This window comes from Bacillus gobiensis, assembly GCF_001278705.1.
GTDB classification, from domain to species: Bacteria; Bacillota; Bacilli; order Bacillales; family Bacillaceae; genus Bacillus; species Bacillus gobiensis.
The window spans coordinates 2,608,354-2,622,378 of the sequence record NZ_CP012600.1; the positions used below are offsets into that span (position 1 = coordinate 2,608,354).

Sequence of the window (14,025 nt, forward strand, 5' to 3'; positions counted from 1 at the left end):
ATTATTTTGTTACTTACCCCTGCGGATCCAGACGATAGGAAAGCAGTTCAAAGTCAGGTGTATACGTAAAACTGCCATGCAAAAGGCCGTTGCCTTTTAATAAATAATCAAGAATGTGAAGATCTCCTGGGGCCATTGGCAAATTCTTTATCTCTTTTAAGCCATGCCATTTTAAAATACCTTCTTCCGATTCTTGAAGTGCTTTTCCTGTATACGAATCGCTGACAAAAGAAAACATCATCCATTCTGATACAACCTGATTCCCATTTTTAATGATAAAGGTGAAGACTCCCTTTAAAATTGGATTGGTCAAAAACAGGCCTGTTTCTTCGCGATATTCTCTGATTACGGAATCTCGAACTGTTTCCCCGCTTTCCATTTTTCCTCCAGGAGCTACCCACCATCCGCGACGCGGCTTTTGTAATAGAAGGGCTTTATCTTCTGATGTAAGTAAACAATTGGTCACTCTTTGCAAAAAATGTCACCTATCCTTCATCCATCTATTTCTATTATACCTTTTATAACAAATGCACTCAACGACCATGCAATATACGTCGTCTGGAATAACGAAAAAAAGGACACGGAAACAGGTTCCGTGCCACACAATTTATACTTAATAAAAGGGGGTCAATTACTATTCATATCATAACTGAAAATTGTTTCACTCCTGTTACAACGGCGTTAAATCATCGTAACGATTTGAAGTTAGTTAACAGCCTTCAGCTTCTCATTCAATTCCTCTACGTAATGCTGCACGCTTTGCGCCGCGATACTTCCGTCACCAGTCGCGGTGACGATTTGGCGAAGCGATTTTTCTCTTATGTCCCCTGCGGCAAAAATACCATCAACCTTTGTTTCCATACGTTCATTTGTCTCGATGTAGCCTTCCGCATTGGTGATGCCGAGATTTTCAAACGGCTTGGATAGAGGAAGCATACCGATATAAACAAATACACCGTCACAGGTAAATTCTTGTTCTTCACCCGTTTTTGTGTCAACTAGAGTTACCTTACCGACTTTTCCTCCGTCCTCATGAATTTCTTTTACAGTTTTATTCCAGAGAAAATCAATTTTCTCATTATCAAAAGCACGCTGCTGCAGAATTTTTTGTGCTCTTAATTCATCTCGGCGGTGTACAATCGTCACTTTTGAGGCAAAGCGGGTAAGATAGACTCCCTCTTCAACTGCTGAGTCGCCTCCGCCAACCACGACAAGCTCTTTGTTTTTGAAGAATGCTCCGTCGCAAACTGCACAATAAGAAACTCCGCGGCCTCCTAATTCCTGCTCACCAGGAATACCGAGTTTTTTATATTCAGCACCTGCTGTGATAACGACTGAACGTCCTTTGTATTCTTTGTTTCCGGCATTGACAATTTTGTATTCTTCTCCATCGACAATTTCTTTAATGTCTCCATACGCATATTCCGCACCGAATTTTTTCGCATGATCAAACATTTTATTTGAAAGCTCAGGACCAAGAATGCTGTCAAACCCAGGATAATTTTCAACATCTTCTGTATTTGCCATTTGACCTCCGGGTATGCCTCTTTCAATCATTAATGTCGAAAGATTGGCTCTGGAAGTATAAACAGCCGCAGTCATGCCTGCAGGTCCTGCTCCGATAATAATGCAATCATAAATCTTTTCTTCAGACATAATATCCACTCCTTGCTTCTTTCTATCGTATGCGTTTAAGTTTTCCCAATTGATTTATCCTTACCCATATCCTATAAAAAATCAAATGATCATGCCATTATTTTGCTTGAGATTCGATCCGCCGTAAAAAAAGAAACTCACCTTGACATCATCTGCAAGGTGAGCCGTATTAAAGCAAGCTATCCACTAGATTGACATACTTCGTTAACGTAGCCGCAGAGATCTGAAAAGCGTCTGCAACATGCTTTTTAGCTACTTTCTGATCCTGGGCGCACTTCCATGAATAATAAACAGCAGCAGCCCATCCTCGCGGCGTCCTCATGGATAAATTAGCACCGCGTATTAGCTGGATAACATGGGCCATGAACAAGCAAAACACGTCTTCTTGTCCTGCCTCTCCATCTGCGTGATGTACCGATTTTACCATTCGAAATGCAAAAAGGGCATCATCAGATACTTTCATTTCCGGCTGTTCTCCGTGGATCAAAAGCTCACCGACTTGTGTTTCAAACGGTGTTTTCACCCGGTCTGACTGAAGATACCTCTGAATTTCGTTTGTCCGATTGGTATAGAAAGAGAAAAATAATGCGGCAACCCTTTCCTCTGTTTTCCGATATACAGGAGGCTTCTCCGATTCACTCTTCCACGGTTCAATCCGGCTATCCTCAGGAAATTCTTCCTTCATCCGCTTCCAAACCATCTTGGCAAATTTCAAGCGTCCTGTTCGATAGGCAGAGCATGAGAGCCAATAATAAAAGGTGTCGTCTCCTTCAAAACCCGTCTTATATAACTTCTTTAGCCATTTGAATCCCAAATCAAAGCGGCCGATCAGTGAAAACGTCGCACCAAGCTTATACTGCTGTTCAATCAGCAGCGGACAAACATTGGAAAGCCTATCACTTAAAGCCAGCATCTTTTCATCATCATGTTCGTAATAATAGAAGACGAGAAGATTGCACAAGGCATGCAAGTTCCCACTGTTTCCTTTAAGAACGGTTTGCAGCGTTTGTTTGGCTTTGTCAACATTTCCTGCATAAAAATGGGCCAATGCCAAATTGTTATATGCGGACCAAAACTCAGGATATTCCTTAATAATTTTTTCTAAGATTTGGATCGCCTCATCGAGCATTCCTTCTTCAAGAAGGGATCTCGCTTCATCCTGATTCACAAGTAAATCGTCTTGATTATGCGGATCGCTTAAATCCTCATCGCTCATTTCAAGCAGTTCAAGCAGGCTTTCGTTTTCTTCGCATAAATCTCCATCCGGTTCAGCAGCAGAATACTTCGTTGCCGATTTGTACGCTTCATGGAATAATCCGAGATAGGCGTAATTATTAGCCATAAAAAAGTGGCATTCAGCCATATCGTCTTTAAGATGATTTAAGATGTATGATAAAAGTTCATTTGACTGCTGGTAATGACCCATTTCAGTGTAGATGACAGCAAGCTGATAAAGCATGGATGCGTTTTCCGGCTCCAAAACAATGGCACGCTGAAGAAGCTTGCTTGCTCTGGTCAAGTTCCGCTCCCGATATGCTTTTAATCCTTTATGGTAAAAGTAATGGCCATCTTGCAAAAGCTCTATTACTTTCGGTTTGTTCTGATGCTCCAACATGAATTTTCCCACAGATACCCTCCAATTCATGATTATTACCGTGCATAGTATACCATACTACATTGATAACTTACAGCTTCTTTGAAGGAAAACGGGAATTAAAAAGGAGGATAAATCCCTCACCTTTAAACAAATCAGGTGAAGAAGAGTCTCCACCTGATTTAAATGATGAGCTGTCAATTATACATTCTACTTCTTATTGCCGTGTCTTTCAGCTAGCGTTTGCAGCACTTCTTCAAATGGAAGCCCCTGTTCACGTAGAAGTACCAGCAAATGATAAAGCAAGTCTGCCGATTCCCATTTCAACTCGTCTTTATCTCTATTTTTGCTCGCTATAATAACTTCAGCCGCTTCTTCCCCAACTTTTTTACAGATCTTATCAATCCCCTCGTTGAAAAGGTAAGTTGTATAAGCGCCTTCCGGCCGATCGGCATATCTTTTTGCAATAACTTTTTCCAGCTCATTTAATATTTCACTGCTTCCAACCTCTAAAGCCTCGGATTTTTCATTCGGGGTAAAACAGCTGTAGCTTCCTGTGTGGCATGCCGGTCCTTTCGGATCAACGAGCACAACGAGAGCGTCGCTGTCACAGTCCTGGCGAATATCGATTACATGCTGGATATTTCCCGAAGTTGCTCCTTTATGCCAGAGCTCTTGCCGGGATCTGCTGTAGAACCAGGTTTGTTTCGTTTCGATCGTTTTTTCCAGCGATTCTTTATTCATATATGCAAGCGTTAATACTTCCTTACTGAAGGCATCTTGAACGATTGCCGGAATAAGTCCATCTTTTGAAAATGTTAGCTCGTCTATCGTGATCATCTAATATTCACTCCACGGTTTCTGATGTATGCTTTCACTTCATGAATTGAGGTCTCTTTATAATGAAAAATTGATGCAGCCAAGGCAGCGTCGGCTGTCCCTTTCGTAAATGCATGAAGCATGTGCTCTGCGTTGCCGGCACCGCCTGAAGCAATTACCGGAACAGATACAGCTTCAGAAACAAGCTTGGTCAGTCGATGATCAAAGCCGTTTTTTTCTCCGTCTGAGTCCATGCTCGTCAATAGAATTTCTCCGGCCCCTCTCATAACGGCTTCTTTTGCCCATTCGACAACTTCTAGATCTGTCTCTTTTCGCCCGCCATGGGTATATACTTTGTACGTATCGGATTCCGGGTCATATTTTGCGTCAATCGCAACCACGATGCATTGGGAGCCGAAAAAATTGGCGCCTTCTGTTATCAGCTCAGGGCGCGAAACAGCTGAAGTATTGACAGATACCTTGTCCGCTCCTGCCCGGAGGATGCGTTTCATATCATCCAGGTGATTAATGCCGCCGCCAACAGTAAAGGGGATTGCAAGTGCGGCAGCAACCTTTTCAACAACATCAATCATCGTTTTTCTGCCTTCATGGGAAGCTGAAATATCAAGAAAAACAAGCTCATCTGCGCCTTCTGAATCGTAGACAGCAGCAAGCTCAACCGGATCTCCCGCATCTTTAAGCTCCAGAAATTGTATACCCTTAACCACTCGTCCGTCCTTTACATCCAGACACGGAATAATTCGTTTTGTAATCATATGGACTTCACCTTTTCCAATCCTTCTTCAACAGAGAAACGATTTGTATAAAGCGCTTTTCCTACGATTGCTCCGGCAATGCCTTTATCCCTGTTTTTTGCAAGCGTTTCTAGATCTTCTAATGAGCTGACTCCGCCAGATGCAATGACTTCCTTCCCTGTGGCTTCAGCAAGCTCAATCGTGCTCTCGACATTTGGGCCGGATAGCATGCCGTCATTTGCAATATCCGTAAAAATAAAGACCTCCGCCCCAACATGTGCTAATTCTCTTCCCAAATCGCATGCTTTTACATGGGAATCCTCAAGCCAGCCTTCGGTTGAGACGAAGCCGTTTCTCGCATCAAGCCCAATCGCGATATGCTTTCCGTATTTTTTCAGCATTTCTTTCACAAACGACGGGTTCGAAACAGCTGAGCTGCCAAGAATAACTCGATTGACATCATTGGTTAAATAATAATCGATATCCTTTTCGCTTCTGATTCCTCCGCCAACCTGAATATTTGCGTCTAACGTTTTGGCAATTTCCAGCACATGGCGGTCATTGATTCGTTTTCCCGCTTTAGCACCATCAAGATCGACCAAGTGAATCCATTCTGCACCCTGACCGGCGAAAAACGAAGCCATTTCAAGCGGAGAATCTCCGTAAATCGTTTCGTCATCGTAATTTCCCTGAACAAGTCTTACACATTTTCCGTTTCTCATATCTATAGCTGGATATAAGGTAAATGCACTCATTTTTTCACCTTCTGTTCTGCCGCGATTTTCGTAAATTGGCTAAGAATCGCCATACCGACTTCACTGCTTTTTTCAGGATGAAACTGGGTGCCAAACACATTTCCTTTTCCGACAACTGCAGGAACTGGTACACCATAATCCGCGGTGGCCAGAAGTGTGTCCTCCTCAGCTTCCGTAATGTAGAAGGAATGAACGAAATAGCAATACCCTTCATTCACCTCTCTGAGCAGCTCGTTTTCACGATGAAATGTTAGTCGATTCCATCCCATGTGAGGCACCTTCAAACGAAGTCCATCCTCATCCTGGTTGTTGATATGGACCGCCCTGCCTTTAAGGAGACCCAGCCCTTTTGTTAATTTAAATTCTTCGCTCTCGTCAAACAAAAGCTGCATCCCAAGACAGATTCCTAAAAGCGGTTTTTGATCAGCGACAATTTGATGAACGAAGGCTTCAAGCCCGCTCTCCCTAAGTAGACTCATTGCATCTTTAAAAGCGCCGACACCGGGAAGGATAAAGCCATCGGCATCAGATAATTCTTCAGGTTTATCAGATAAAATGTATGGAACATCTAAACGCTCCAACGCTTTTTTTACGCTAAAAAGGTTACCCATACCATAGTCAATAATTCCAATCATCTACAGCATTCCTTTCGTTGAAGGGACTCCGGTAATTCTTGGATCAATCGTCGTGGCTTCATCAAGCGCACGTCCGAGTGCCTTAAAGACTGCTTCAATCATATGATGGGTGTTCGTGCCATAATGAACAATCACGTGCAGATTCATACGTGCTTCCAATGCCAGCTTCCATAAAAATTCGTGGACAAGCTCTGTATCAAATGTACCAACTTTTTGGGAAGGAAACTCTCCCCTCATTTCCAAATGCGGCCTGTTGCTTAAATCGATGCTAACCTGGGCCAGCGCATCATCCATGGGAACAAACGCCGTACCGTAGCGCTTGATTCCAGCTTTATCACCTAACGCTTCAAGCAAAACCTGACCAAGACATATTCCGATATCTTCTGTGGTATGGTGATCGTCAATATCGACATCTCCCTTGGCATTAACGGTCAAATCAAAATTTCCGTGCTTTGTAAACAGATCTAGCATATGTGACATAAATGGGACGTTGGTTTCGATATTGGAATTTCCTTTTCCGTCAATTGAAAAAGAAAGAGCAATATCAGTTTCTTTCGTTTTCCGTGTCCGTTCAGCGATTCTCATTACCATCCTCCTGTTTTCTGGCTTCTACTGCTCTAGCGTGAGCTTCAAGTCCTTCCAGCCTTGCAAAAGAAGCGATTTTTCCCGAATTTTCAAGAAATGCCTTCTTGCTGTAGGCGATAATGCTTGACCGTTTTTGAAAATCTGCTACATTTAATGGGCTGGAAAAACGGGCGGTTCCGTTCGTGGGTAACACGTGATTCGGTCCTGCAAAATAATCCCCCACCGACTCCGTACTGTAGCGTCCAAGAAAAATCGCTCCAGCATGTTTGATTTTTCCCAGCAACGATTGAGAATGCTTTGTCATGACTTCCAAATGCTCCGGTGCCAGCTGGTTGACAACATCAATTGCTTCCTCCAGATTTTCAGTTACATAGATATGTCCGTTGTTTTCAATAGATTTTGCCGCAATATCCTTGCGTGGAAGAGCTTTTAATTGTTTATCGACCTCTGTTTGCACTTCTTTTGCAAAAGCCTCTGAAGGGGTAACAAGAATACTTGATGCAAGTATGTCATGCTCAGCTTGCGAAAGCAGGTCAGCAGCAATTTCATGAGCAGCGACAGAGCCGTCAGCAAGAACAACGATCTCGCTCGGTCCTGCGATCATATCAATATCTACATGACCGAAAACTTCACGCTTGGCGAGAGCCACGTAAATATTTCCGGGTCCCGTAATTTTATCGACGCTGGCAATCGTTTCTGTTCCATATGCCAATGCAGCAATTGCCTGGGCTCCTCCCATTTTATATACTTCACTGACTCCAAGCTCTGCTGCGGCAATGAGCACGCTTGGTGCCAGCCCTCCATCTCTCGTTGGCGGAGAAACAAGCACAATTCGTTCAACCCCCGCTACGAGTGCAGGAATGACATTCATTAAAACGGTAGAAGGATAGGCAGCCGTTCCACCCGGTACATAAACACCGACAGAATCAAGCGCTGTAACTTTCTGTCCGAGCATTGATCCATCATTTCGATGATAAAACCATGAAGTTTGAAGTTGCCTTTCATGATATTCCTTTATATTTTCAATCGCTTCCCTTATCACCTGGTGATAGTGAACATCAAGAGTGCTGTAAGCTGCAGCTAGCTCTTCTTTTGATACGACGGGATTCGGATTGACTCCATCAAATTGTTTTGTAAAGGACTTTACTGCAGAATCACCGTTTTTTCTCACTTCTGAAATGATGTGCTTTACCGTATTTTTCTGTTCGTCCGTTCCGTAGTCAATGGAACGTTTAATTTTAAAATTTTTACTTATTTTTGTAATCTTCATTTTACCGGTTCCCCTTCCACAACGAGCGCAAGCCTTGAAGCCAGCTCTTCAATGATTTTATCTTTCATACGGTAACTGACAGGATTTACAATAAGCCTCGATGTGATATCACAAATTTTTTCGCTTTCTACCAATCCGTTTTCTTTAAGAGTTTGCCCTGTTGAAACAATATCAACAATGCGTTCAGCAAGTCCGACTAAAGGAGCCAATTCCACAGAGCCATTTAATTTTATGATTTCTACTTGCTCCCCTTGCTCACGGAAATACTTTGATGCTACATTCGGGTATTTGGTAGCCACTCGAGGAGCTACTCCACCTATTTCAGCCTGAGGCAGACCGGCAACTGCCAAACGGCATTTGCTGATTTTCAAATCTAAAATTTCATATACATCCCGTTCTTCCTCTAGCATAACATCTTTTCCTGCTATACCTGCATCCGCCACTCCGTGCTCTACGTAAGTCGTTACATCAGTCGGCTTGGCAAGAATAAAGCGAAGATTCTCAGCAGGTACATTAATAATCAGCTTTCTGGAAGCTTCAAATTCATCAGGAAGTTTGTATCCTGCCATTCTCAGAAGTGTTACAGCTTCCTCAAATATTCTTCCTTTCGGCATAGCGATCGTTAGTGGTTTATCCATTTTTCTCTTCCTTTCCGTCACCTGTCAGATACGTGATGTTTTGGAAGGATATTTCCAGTTCTTCAAAATTAGTTACACCTCTGATATCCTGAAGCACAACTTTTTTCCCTTCCATGCGCTCTTTGTCCGCTAATCTTATCGCCGCTTTGCGATTTTCTTCGCTAAATACAATAGCTTCAATTTCAGCATCTTCCATACTGATATGCAATGCTTCGACCAGCCTGTCTGTACGAATCGAAAATCCCGTCGCAGGAGCCCCTGCCTGAAAATGATCAAGCAAATGGTCATAGCGTCCGCCATTCCCAATCAGATAGCCTACATTTTCTGCATAAATCTCAAACAGAATCCCGGTATAGTAACTCATATGGCTTACCATGCTCAAATCCAGCTTAATATGTTCCGTACATCCGTATTCTTTCAAAATTTCGTCTAATTTTCTTAAATCATCTGCCGCTTTTTTTCCTTCTTCAGAAAGTAGTGTACTCGATGCTTGAATGACTTTATCCATGTCACCGCGGAGTTCAGGGAGCTCTAACAGCTTCCTTTTTTTCTCAGGATCTAGCGGCAGAGTGTATACTTCTTCTTTATATCCTACATAATTTTTTTGATAAAGGAAACGACGCAGGCGATTTGATGCCTCTCTGTCTCCGACACTTTCATAGAGAAGCGCCTCCGTGATCCCGATATGTCCGATCGCAACCTGAAACCCTTTTAGCCCCGCGTTTTTTAACGAGCTGATGGCAAGTGCGATAACTTCCGCGTCAGCGCTGATTGTACCGTCACCTATTAATTCAACACCTGTCTGTTCAAACTCTGCTGGCCTTCCGCCTTCCCGTTCTTGAGCCCGGAAAACATTTGCAGAATAACCGATGCGGAGGGGATGTTGCTGTTTTTTAATTTTTGAAGCGGCAACCCTTGCGATGGGACCTGTCATATCCGGCCTGAGCACAAGTGTTTGACCGGAATGATCCAACAGCTTAAATAAATTTTCTTCTGAAATTGATGATCTGAATCCAACTGTCTCATAAAACTCGAGAGTCGGGGTTTCCATCAGCTGATAGCCCCAGCCTTTAATGACATCTGTCAAAGATGAGCGGATTTTTTCTTTTGTACTATATAAATCAGGAAGAGTATCTCTCATTCCCTGCGGTTTTTCAAACATGAACATGATGAGTAAGCACCCCTTGAAGATAAGCTTAAGTATTTTTGAAAAAAATTAATGATAGTTTAAGTGAGCAAAAAAACAAAATCCTTTAGTTCGCTAATATGATAATATGCTAACATGCAAAAGAGATTTTCGCAATTCTTTAAAGGTTAAAAAAAGGAAATTCCTTTTAGAATTTCCCTTGGTATCAGCCTGCCTAACTCTGGCCGTTATGTTCCTCCGCTTCTTTTTTCATAGAAATAAATTGCATCGGATTTCCTCCTACAAATGCGCCGGAGGGTACATCTTTATGAACAAGTGTACCTGCAGAAATTACAGCGCCGTCACCAATGACTATACCTGGCAAAATCGTTGTATTGGCTCCGATCATGACTTCATCGCCTATTTTGACTTCCCCCAGCCGATACTCCTTAATTAAGTATTCATGGGCCAGGATCGTTGTATTGTAGCCAATAACCGTGTTCCTTCCGACGGATATCTTTTCAGGAAACATAATATCGAGCATAACCATTAACGCAAACGAAGTCTGATCGCCGATTTTCATATGTAAAAAAGTGCGGTAAAGCCAATTTTTCATTTTCAAAGAAGGAGTATATCTCGCTAATTGTATGACGATAAAATTTTTTATGACTTTAAGGAAGGGCACAGTTTTATACACATGCCATAGTGAATTACCGCCTTCAACCGGATAGCGGGTTGTTCTCCTCACATTACTTCACTCCTGCGATGGCAATTAGATCGCTCATTTTATCAAGCATATAGTCAGGTTTGTACTTTGCAAGATAGTCTTTCCCTTTAATGCTCCATGCTACACCGGCAGTTTTAGTTCCAGCGCTTTTGCCTGACTCAATGTCATGATAATTATCTCCAACCATAATTGCTTCCCCAGGTTTGCTGTTTAATTGCTTTAACGCTTTTAATACAGGTTCTGGATGCGGCTTTTCATTCTCAACATCATCGAGAGTAACTATCGCTTCAAAAAAACGTTCAAGCCCGGTAACCTTGAGCCCCATTGTTACAGTATTTTTCAGCTTTGTTGTCACAATGCCCAGCTTGAAACCCGATTGCTTTAACTGTTCCAGTGTTTCATAAACCGTTTCATACTCTGTCACCAATTCATCGTGCATTTTGTGGTTGAATTCCCTGTACATTTTGATCATGTCTTCCTCGTGTCCCGGTTTTAACCCGGTAAAGGTTGTATGAAGAGATGGGCCGATAAAAGGAAGAACCTGCTCCCTTTTGTACTTGCCAGGAAAATAATGCTCGAGCGTATGCAAGAAAGAAGCTATAATTAGTTCGTTTGTATTGATTAATGTTCCATCCAAATCGAATAAGATCGTATTAACCTTCATAGACGGCTCCTTTTCTTTCAGAATGATAGTCCCTGTTTTTCCATAAATAAGAAATCGCTATCGTTAATAATAAAGCTGTTGTCAATCGTATCACCAACAGCGGCCAGACAGGTATGCCGAGCGGAATAAAGACAAGTGTATCCTCAACCACCGCATGGCAAGCAACTAGAAAAATAAAAGCAAGCGTAAGATCCCTCTTGCTTACTCCATCTTCCTCTACTGCTTTGATCATAACACCGGCTCCGTACGCAAGCCCAATCGTAAGGCCGGCAACCATTGTCATCGAAGTATTTTCTTTCATTCCAAGAAGTCTGACAAATGGAGCGATCCAATTGGAGAATACGTTAAGCCATCCTTTATCCCTCATAATCTGGATGACAATCATCAAAGGAATAATAATCGCAGCAAGCTGCAAAATATTCATACCGGCTTTGGCAAACGCAGCCATCACGATCTCAAACCAACCTTCTGGAGGGGCTGTTTTGTTTACTGAAACAAAACCATATTGAGCCGTGCTTTGCCCGCCGTGCCAAAAAAGATGAATGAGAACACCGGAAAAAACGGCAAGGCCGATTCGTACGGCTAAAATAACCCAAATTTTTATGCCGACCTTCATCGCAACTGTCGATTCGATGATTACGTTATGGCAGAAAGACAGCATAATCGCTAGAATAAACACTTCTTTAACTGTTAATTCAAGGGAAAATATAGCTGCAATTCCTGCATAAAGGTTAAGCATATTTCCGATTACGAGAGGGATGGCGGCTTCTCCAGATAAACCAAAAATGCCCATAACTGGAGAAATAAGCTTAATAATCCAACCCATCACAGGTGTATGCTGCAGCAAACTGATGAGGATTGTAACTGGAAAGATTACCTTTCCAAGTGTCCATGTTGTTTGCAAGCCTGATTTAGCACCTGCAGCCAGAGTTTTTTTCATATAGATTCTCCTTTTGCTAGCTTTTTAAGAGGGATCCAAATATCTTGTTTTAGAATCTCCTCTGACACGTCTGACTATAATGAAAATAATTGCAGCTGCAATCAGCGTGACCGATATCACTTGGGCAGCACGTAACGTATCTGTCAGCATCAAGCTGTCGGTACGCATTCCTTCAATAAAATAACGTCCGATTGAATACCATATGACATAAGTTAAGAAAAGCTCTCCCCTGCCAAGGTTTACTTTTCTAAGAACAAGCAGCAGAATAACTCCTGCGAAGTTCCAAAGCGATTCATATAAAAAAGTCGGATGATGGTACTGACCTTGTATATTCATTTGGTTAATGATGAATTCCGGAAGGTGCAAATTTTCCAAAAATGCTCTCGTAACAGGGCCACCGTAGGCTTCCTGGTTAATAAAATTTCCCCATCGCCCAATAGCCTGCCCAAGCAAAATACTAGGAGCTGCAATGTCAGCAAGCTTCCAAAATGAAATACCTCTAATCTTTGCAAAAATAATGCCCGTAACAACAGCTCCGATTAATCCTCCATGGATGGCCAGTCCGCCTTCCCATATTTTCACGATTTCACCCGGATGATCCCTGTAATACTCATTCCATTGAAAAATAACATAGTATGCTCTTGCTGAAAGGATCGCGATCGGAATCGCAAATAAAATTAAATCAACAAATGTATCTTTATGAAGCCCTCTTTTTTGGCTTTCACGGACTGCCAGCCATAGCCCGAGCAATGCCCCTAGTCCAATGATTACTCCGTACCAATGAACAGCTAATGGCCCCAGCTCAAACGCAACAGGATTTATTGGTGTAATTTCTTCGTTCATGGTCTCAGCTCCTTTTTAGTCCTGCTCATGTTCCTCAATTACGCCTGCAAGCTTATTTGTAAATTGTTCAGCTGCATTTAAGCCCATCCGCTTCAAGCGGAAATTCATAGCCGCTACTTCAATAATAACGGCAAGGTTTCTTCCGGGACGTACCGGAACCGTAAGTTTCGTAATTTCTGTATCGATGATTTTCACTTTTTCTTCTTCCAGTCCAAGCCTGTCGTACTGCTTTCCCTGTTCCCAAAGCTCCAGGTTCATGACAAGCGTAATACGTTTATAGCTTCGTACAGAACCGGCACCAAATAAAGTCATCACATTGATGATGCCCAGCCCTCTAATTTCTAGAAGATGCTCAATCAGTTCAGGCGCACTTCCAACAAGTGTATCTTGATCTTCTTGGCGAATTTCAACACAGTCGTCTGCAACCAATCGATGGCCTCTTTTTATTAATTCCAACGCCGTTTCACTTTTTCCTACACCACTTTTTCCCGTGAGGAGAACACCTACACCATAAATATCAACCAATACACCATGAACAGCAGTCGTTGGCGCAAGCTTGCTCTCTAGATAATTGGTCAGTCTGCTCGCAAGCCTCGTCGTTTTTAATGGCGATCTTAAAACAGGGACTCCGTTTTGTTCAGATGATTCGATCAGTTCAGGCGGCACATGCATGTCTCTCGTTACAATAACGGCTGGTGTTATATCCGTACATAAAGAATCCATGCGATGCCTTTTCTCACTATCCAAAAGTTTTTCAAAAAAGGAAATTTCGGTTTTTCCCAAAAGCTGGACACGTTCCTTTGGATAATATGTAAAGTATCCAGCCATTTCCAAACCTGGTCTGGACAGATCACTCATAGTAATTGGCCGATTGATCCCTTCTTCTCCGCTTATTAATTCGAGTTGAAAATGGTCCATTAGGTCTTTCGTTCGAACCTTTGGCATTACTTTTTCCCCCTTCTAGGTCGAGGTTTTTTTTGACATACAGCTATATTCTATCACTTTTAAAAAAAAGCCA

Annotated in this window: 16 protein-coding genes; all 16 read right to left on the reverse strand. The window is 42.4% G+C overall.

Features of this window, described 5'->3' with window-relative positions:
* Nucleotides 1-13: 13 nt before the first annotated feature.
* Complete coding sequence (locus AM592_RS13140; protein WP_053604203.1) at nt 14-475, reverse strand: 8-oxo-dGTP diphosphatase; 462 nt, start codon at nt 473-475, stop codon at nt 14-16.
* Nucleotides 476-705: 230 nt separating this feature from the next.
* Nucleotides 706-1,656: a thioredoxin-disulfide reductase gene (gene trxB / locus AM592_RS13145; RefSeq protein ID WP_053604204.1), complete on the reverse strand. Its 951-nt coding sequence runs from the start codon at nt 1,654-1,656 to the stop codon at nt 706-708.
* 169 nt (nt 1,657-1,825) lie between these two features.
* Nucleotides 1,826-3,283, reverse strand: a complete 1,458-nt coding sequence (locus AM592_RS13150) for a tetratricopeptide repeat protein (protein WP_053604205.1) — start codon at nt 3,281-3,283, stop codon at nt 1,826-1,828.
* A 177-nt stretch (nt 3,284-3,460) separates the two neighbouring features.
* Complete coding sequence (gene hisIE / locus AM592_RS13155) at nt 3,461-4,090, reverse strand: bifunctional phosphoribosyl-AMP cyclohydrolase/phosphoribosyl-ATP diphosphatase HisIE (protein ID WP_053604206.1); 630 nt, start codon at nt 4,088-4,090, stop codon at nt 3,461-3,463.
* Nucleotides 4,087-4,845: an imidazole glycerol phosphate synthase subunit HisF gene (hisF, locus tag AM592_RS13160; RefSeq protein WP_053604207.1), complete on the reverse strand. Its 759-nt coding sequence runs from the start codon at nt 4,843-4,845 to the stop codon at nt 4,087-4,089. The genes hisIE and hisF overlap by 4 nt, the downstream gene beginning before the upstream one ends.
* Nucleotides 4,842-5,579 carry a 1-(5-phosphoribosyl)-5-[(5-phosphoribosylamino)methylideneamino]imidazole-4-carboxamide isomerase gene (gene hisA, locus AM592_RS13165; RefSeq protein ID WP_053604208.1) on the reverse strand — a complete coding sequence of 246 codons (738 nt, stop codon included), beginning with the start codon at nt 5,577-5,579 and terminating at the stop codon, nt 4,842-4,844. Before hisA ends, hisF begins: the two co-directional genes overlap by 4 nt.
* On the reverse strand, nt 5,576-6,214 hold the full coding sequence (hisH, locus tag AM592_RS13170) for an imidazole glycerol phosphate synthase subunit HisH (RefSeq protein ID WP_053604209.1): 639 nt from the start codon (nt 6,212-6,214) through the stop codon (nt 5,576-5,578). Before hisH ends, hisA begins: the two co-directional genes overlap by 4 nt.
* On the reverse strand, nt 6,215-6,799 hold the full coding sequence (gene hisB / locus AM592_RS13175) for an imidazoleglycerol-phosphate dehydratase HisB (RefSeq protein ID WP_053604210.1): 585 nt from the start codon (nt 6,797-6,799) through the stop codon (nt 6,215-6,217).
* Nucleotides 6,786-8,069 carry a histidinol dehydrogenase gene (hisD, locus tag AM592_RS13180; protein WP_053604211.1) on the reverse strand — a complete coding sequence of 428 codons (1,284 nt, stop codon included), beginning with the start codon at nt 8,067-8,069 and terminating at the stop codon, nt 6,786-6,788. Before hisD ends, hisB begins: the two co-directional genes overlap by 14 nt.
* Entirely contained in the window at nt 8,066-8,707 is a 642-nt protein-coding gene (gene hisG, locus AM592_RS13185; RefSeq protein ID WP_053604212.1) for an ATP phosphoribosyltransferase, read from the reverse strand. Before hisG ends, hisD begins: the two co-directional genes overlap by 4 nt.
* A complete protein-coding gene (locus AM592_RS13190; protein WP_053604213.1) occupies nt 8,700-9,875 on the reverse strand; it encodes an ATP phosphoribosyltransferase regulatory subunit in 1,176 nt (391 codons plus the stop codon). The genes hisG and AM592_RS13190 overlap by 8 nt, the downstream gene beginning before the upstream one ends.
* 193 nt (nt 9,876-10,068) lie before the next feature.
* Entirely contained in the window at nt 10,069-10,581 is a 513-nt protein-coding gene (locus AM592_RS13195; protein WP_053604214.1) for an acyltransferase, read from the reverse strand.
* A gap of 1 nt (nt 10,582) precedes the next feature.
* Nucleotides 10,583-11,224, reverse strand: coding sequence for a pyrophosphatase PpaX (gene ppaX, locus AM592_RS13200; protein WP_053604215.1), 642 nt, complete (start codon nt 11,222-11,224; stop codon nt 10,583-10,585).
* Nucleotides 11,214-12,164 carry a nucleoside recognition domain-containing protein gene (locus tag AM592_RS13205; RefSeq protein ID WP_053604216.1) on the reverse strand — a complete coding sequence of 317 codons (951 nt, stop codon included), beginning with the start codon at nt 12,162-12,164 and terminating at the stop codon, nt 11,214-11,216. The genes ppaX and AM592_RS13205 overlap by 11 nt, the downstream gene beginning before the upstream one ends.
* A 24-nt stretch (nt 12,165-12,188) precedes the next feature.
* Nucleotides 12,189-13,007 (reverse strand): prolipoprotein diacylglyceryl transferase, encoded by an 819-nt coding sequence (gene lgt, locus AM592_RS13210; protein ID WP_053604217.1) that lies wholly within the window; start codon nt 13,005-13,007, stop codon nt 12,189-12,191.
* A gap of 15 nt (nt 13,008-13,022) precedes the next feature.
* Nucleotides 13,023-13,952, reverse strand: a complete 930-nt coding sequence (hprK, locus tag AM592_RS13215; protein WP_053604218.1) for an HPr(Ser) kinase/phosphatase — start codon at nt 13,950-13,952, stop codon at nt 13,023-13,025.
* Between the last annotated feature and the right edge of the window lie 73 nt (nt 13,953-14,025).

Excerpts from the sequence above, each read along its gene's own strand:
- lgt (WP_053604217.1), bottom strand. The coding sequence starts at position 13,007 with ATGAACGAAGAAATTACACCAATAAATCCTGTTGCGTTTGAGCTGGGG.
- ppaX (WP_053604215.1), bottom strand. The coding sequence starts at position 11,224 with ATGAAGGTTAATACGATCTTATTCGATTTGGATGGAACATTAATCAAT.
- hisH (WP_053604209.1), bottom strand. The coding sequence starts at position 6,214 with ATGATTGGAATTATTGACTATGGTATGGGTAACCTTTTTAGCGTAAAA.
- hisIE (WP_053604206.1), bottom strand. The coding sequence starts at position 4,090 with ATGATCACGATAGACGAGCTAACATTTTCAAAAGATGGACTTATTCCG.
- hisD (WP_053604211.1), bottom strand. The coding sequence starts at position 8,069 with ATGAAGATTACAAAAATAAGTAAAAATTTTAAAATTAAACGTTCCATT.
- trxB (WP_053604204.1), bottom strand. The coding sequence starts at position 1,656 with ATGTCTGAAGAAAAGATTTATGATTGCATTATTATCGGAGCAGGACCT.
- hisG (WP_053604212.1), bottom strand. The coding sequence starts at position 8,707 with ATGGATAAACCACTAACGATCGCTATGCCGAAAGGAAGAATATTTGAG.
- hisF (WP_053604207.1), bottom strand. The coding sequence starts at position 4,845 with ATGATTACAAAACGAATTATTCCGTGTCTGGATGTAAAGGACGGACGA.
- AM592_RS13205 (WP_053604216.1), bottom strand. The coding sequence starts at position 12,164 with ATGAAAAAAACTCTGGCTGCAGGTGCTAAATCAGGCTTGCAAACAACA.
- AM592_RS13190 (WP_053604213.1), bottom strand. The coding sequence starts at position 9,875 with ATGTTCATGTTTGAAAAACCGCAGGGAATGAGAGATACTCTTCCTGAT.
- hprK (WP_053604218.1), bottom strand. The coding sequence starts at position 13,952 with ATGCCAAAGGTTCGAACGAAAGACCTAATGGACCATTTTCAACTCGAA.
- hisB (WP_053604210.1), bottom strand. The coding sequence starts at position 6,799 with ATGAGAATCGCTGAACGGACACGGAAAACGAAAGAAACTGATATTGCT.
- hisA (WP_053604208.1), bottom strand. The coding sequence starts at position 5,579 with ATGAGTGCATTTACCTTATATCCAGCTATAGATATGAGAAACGGAAAA.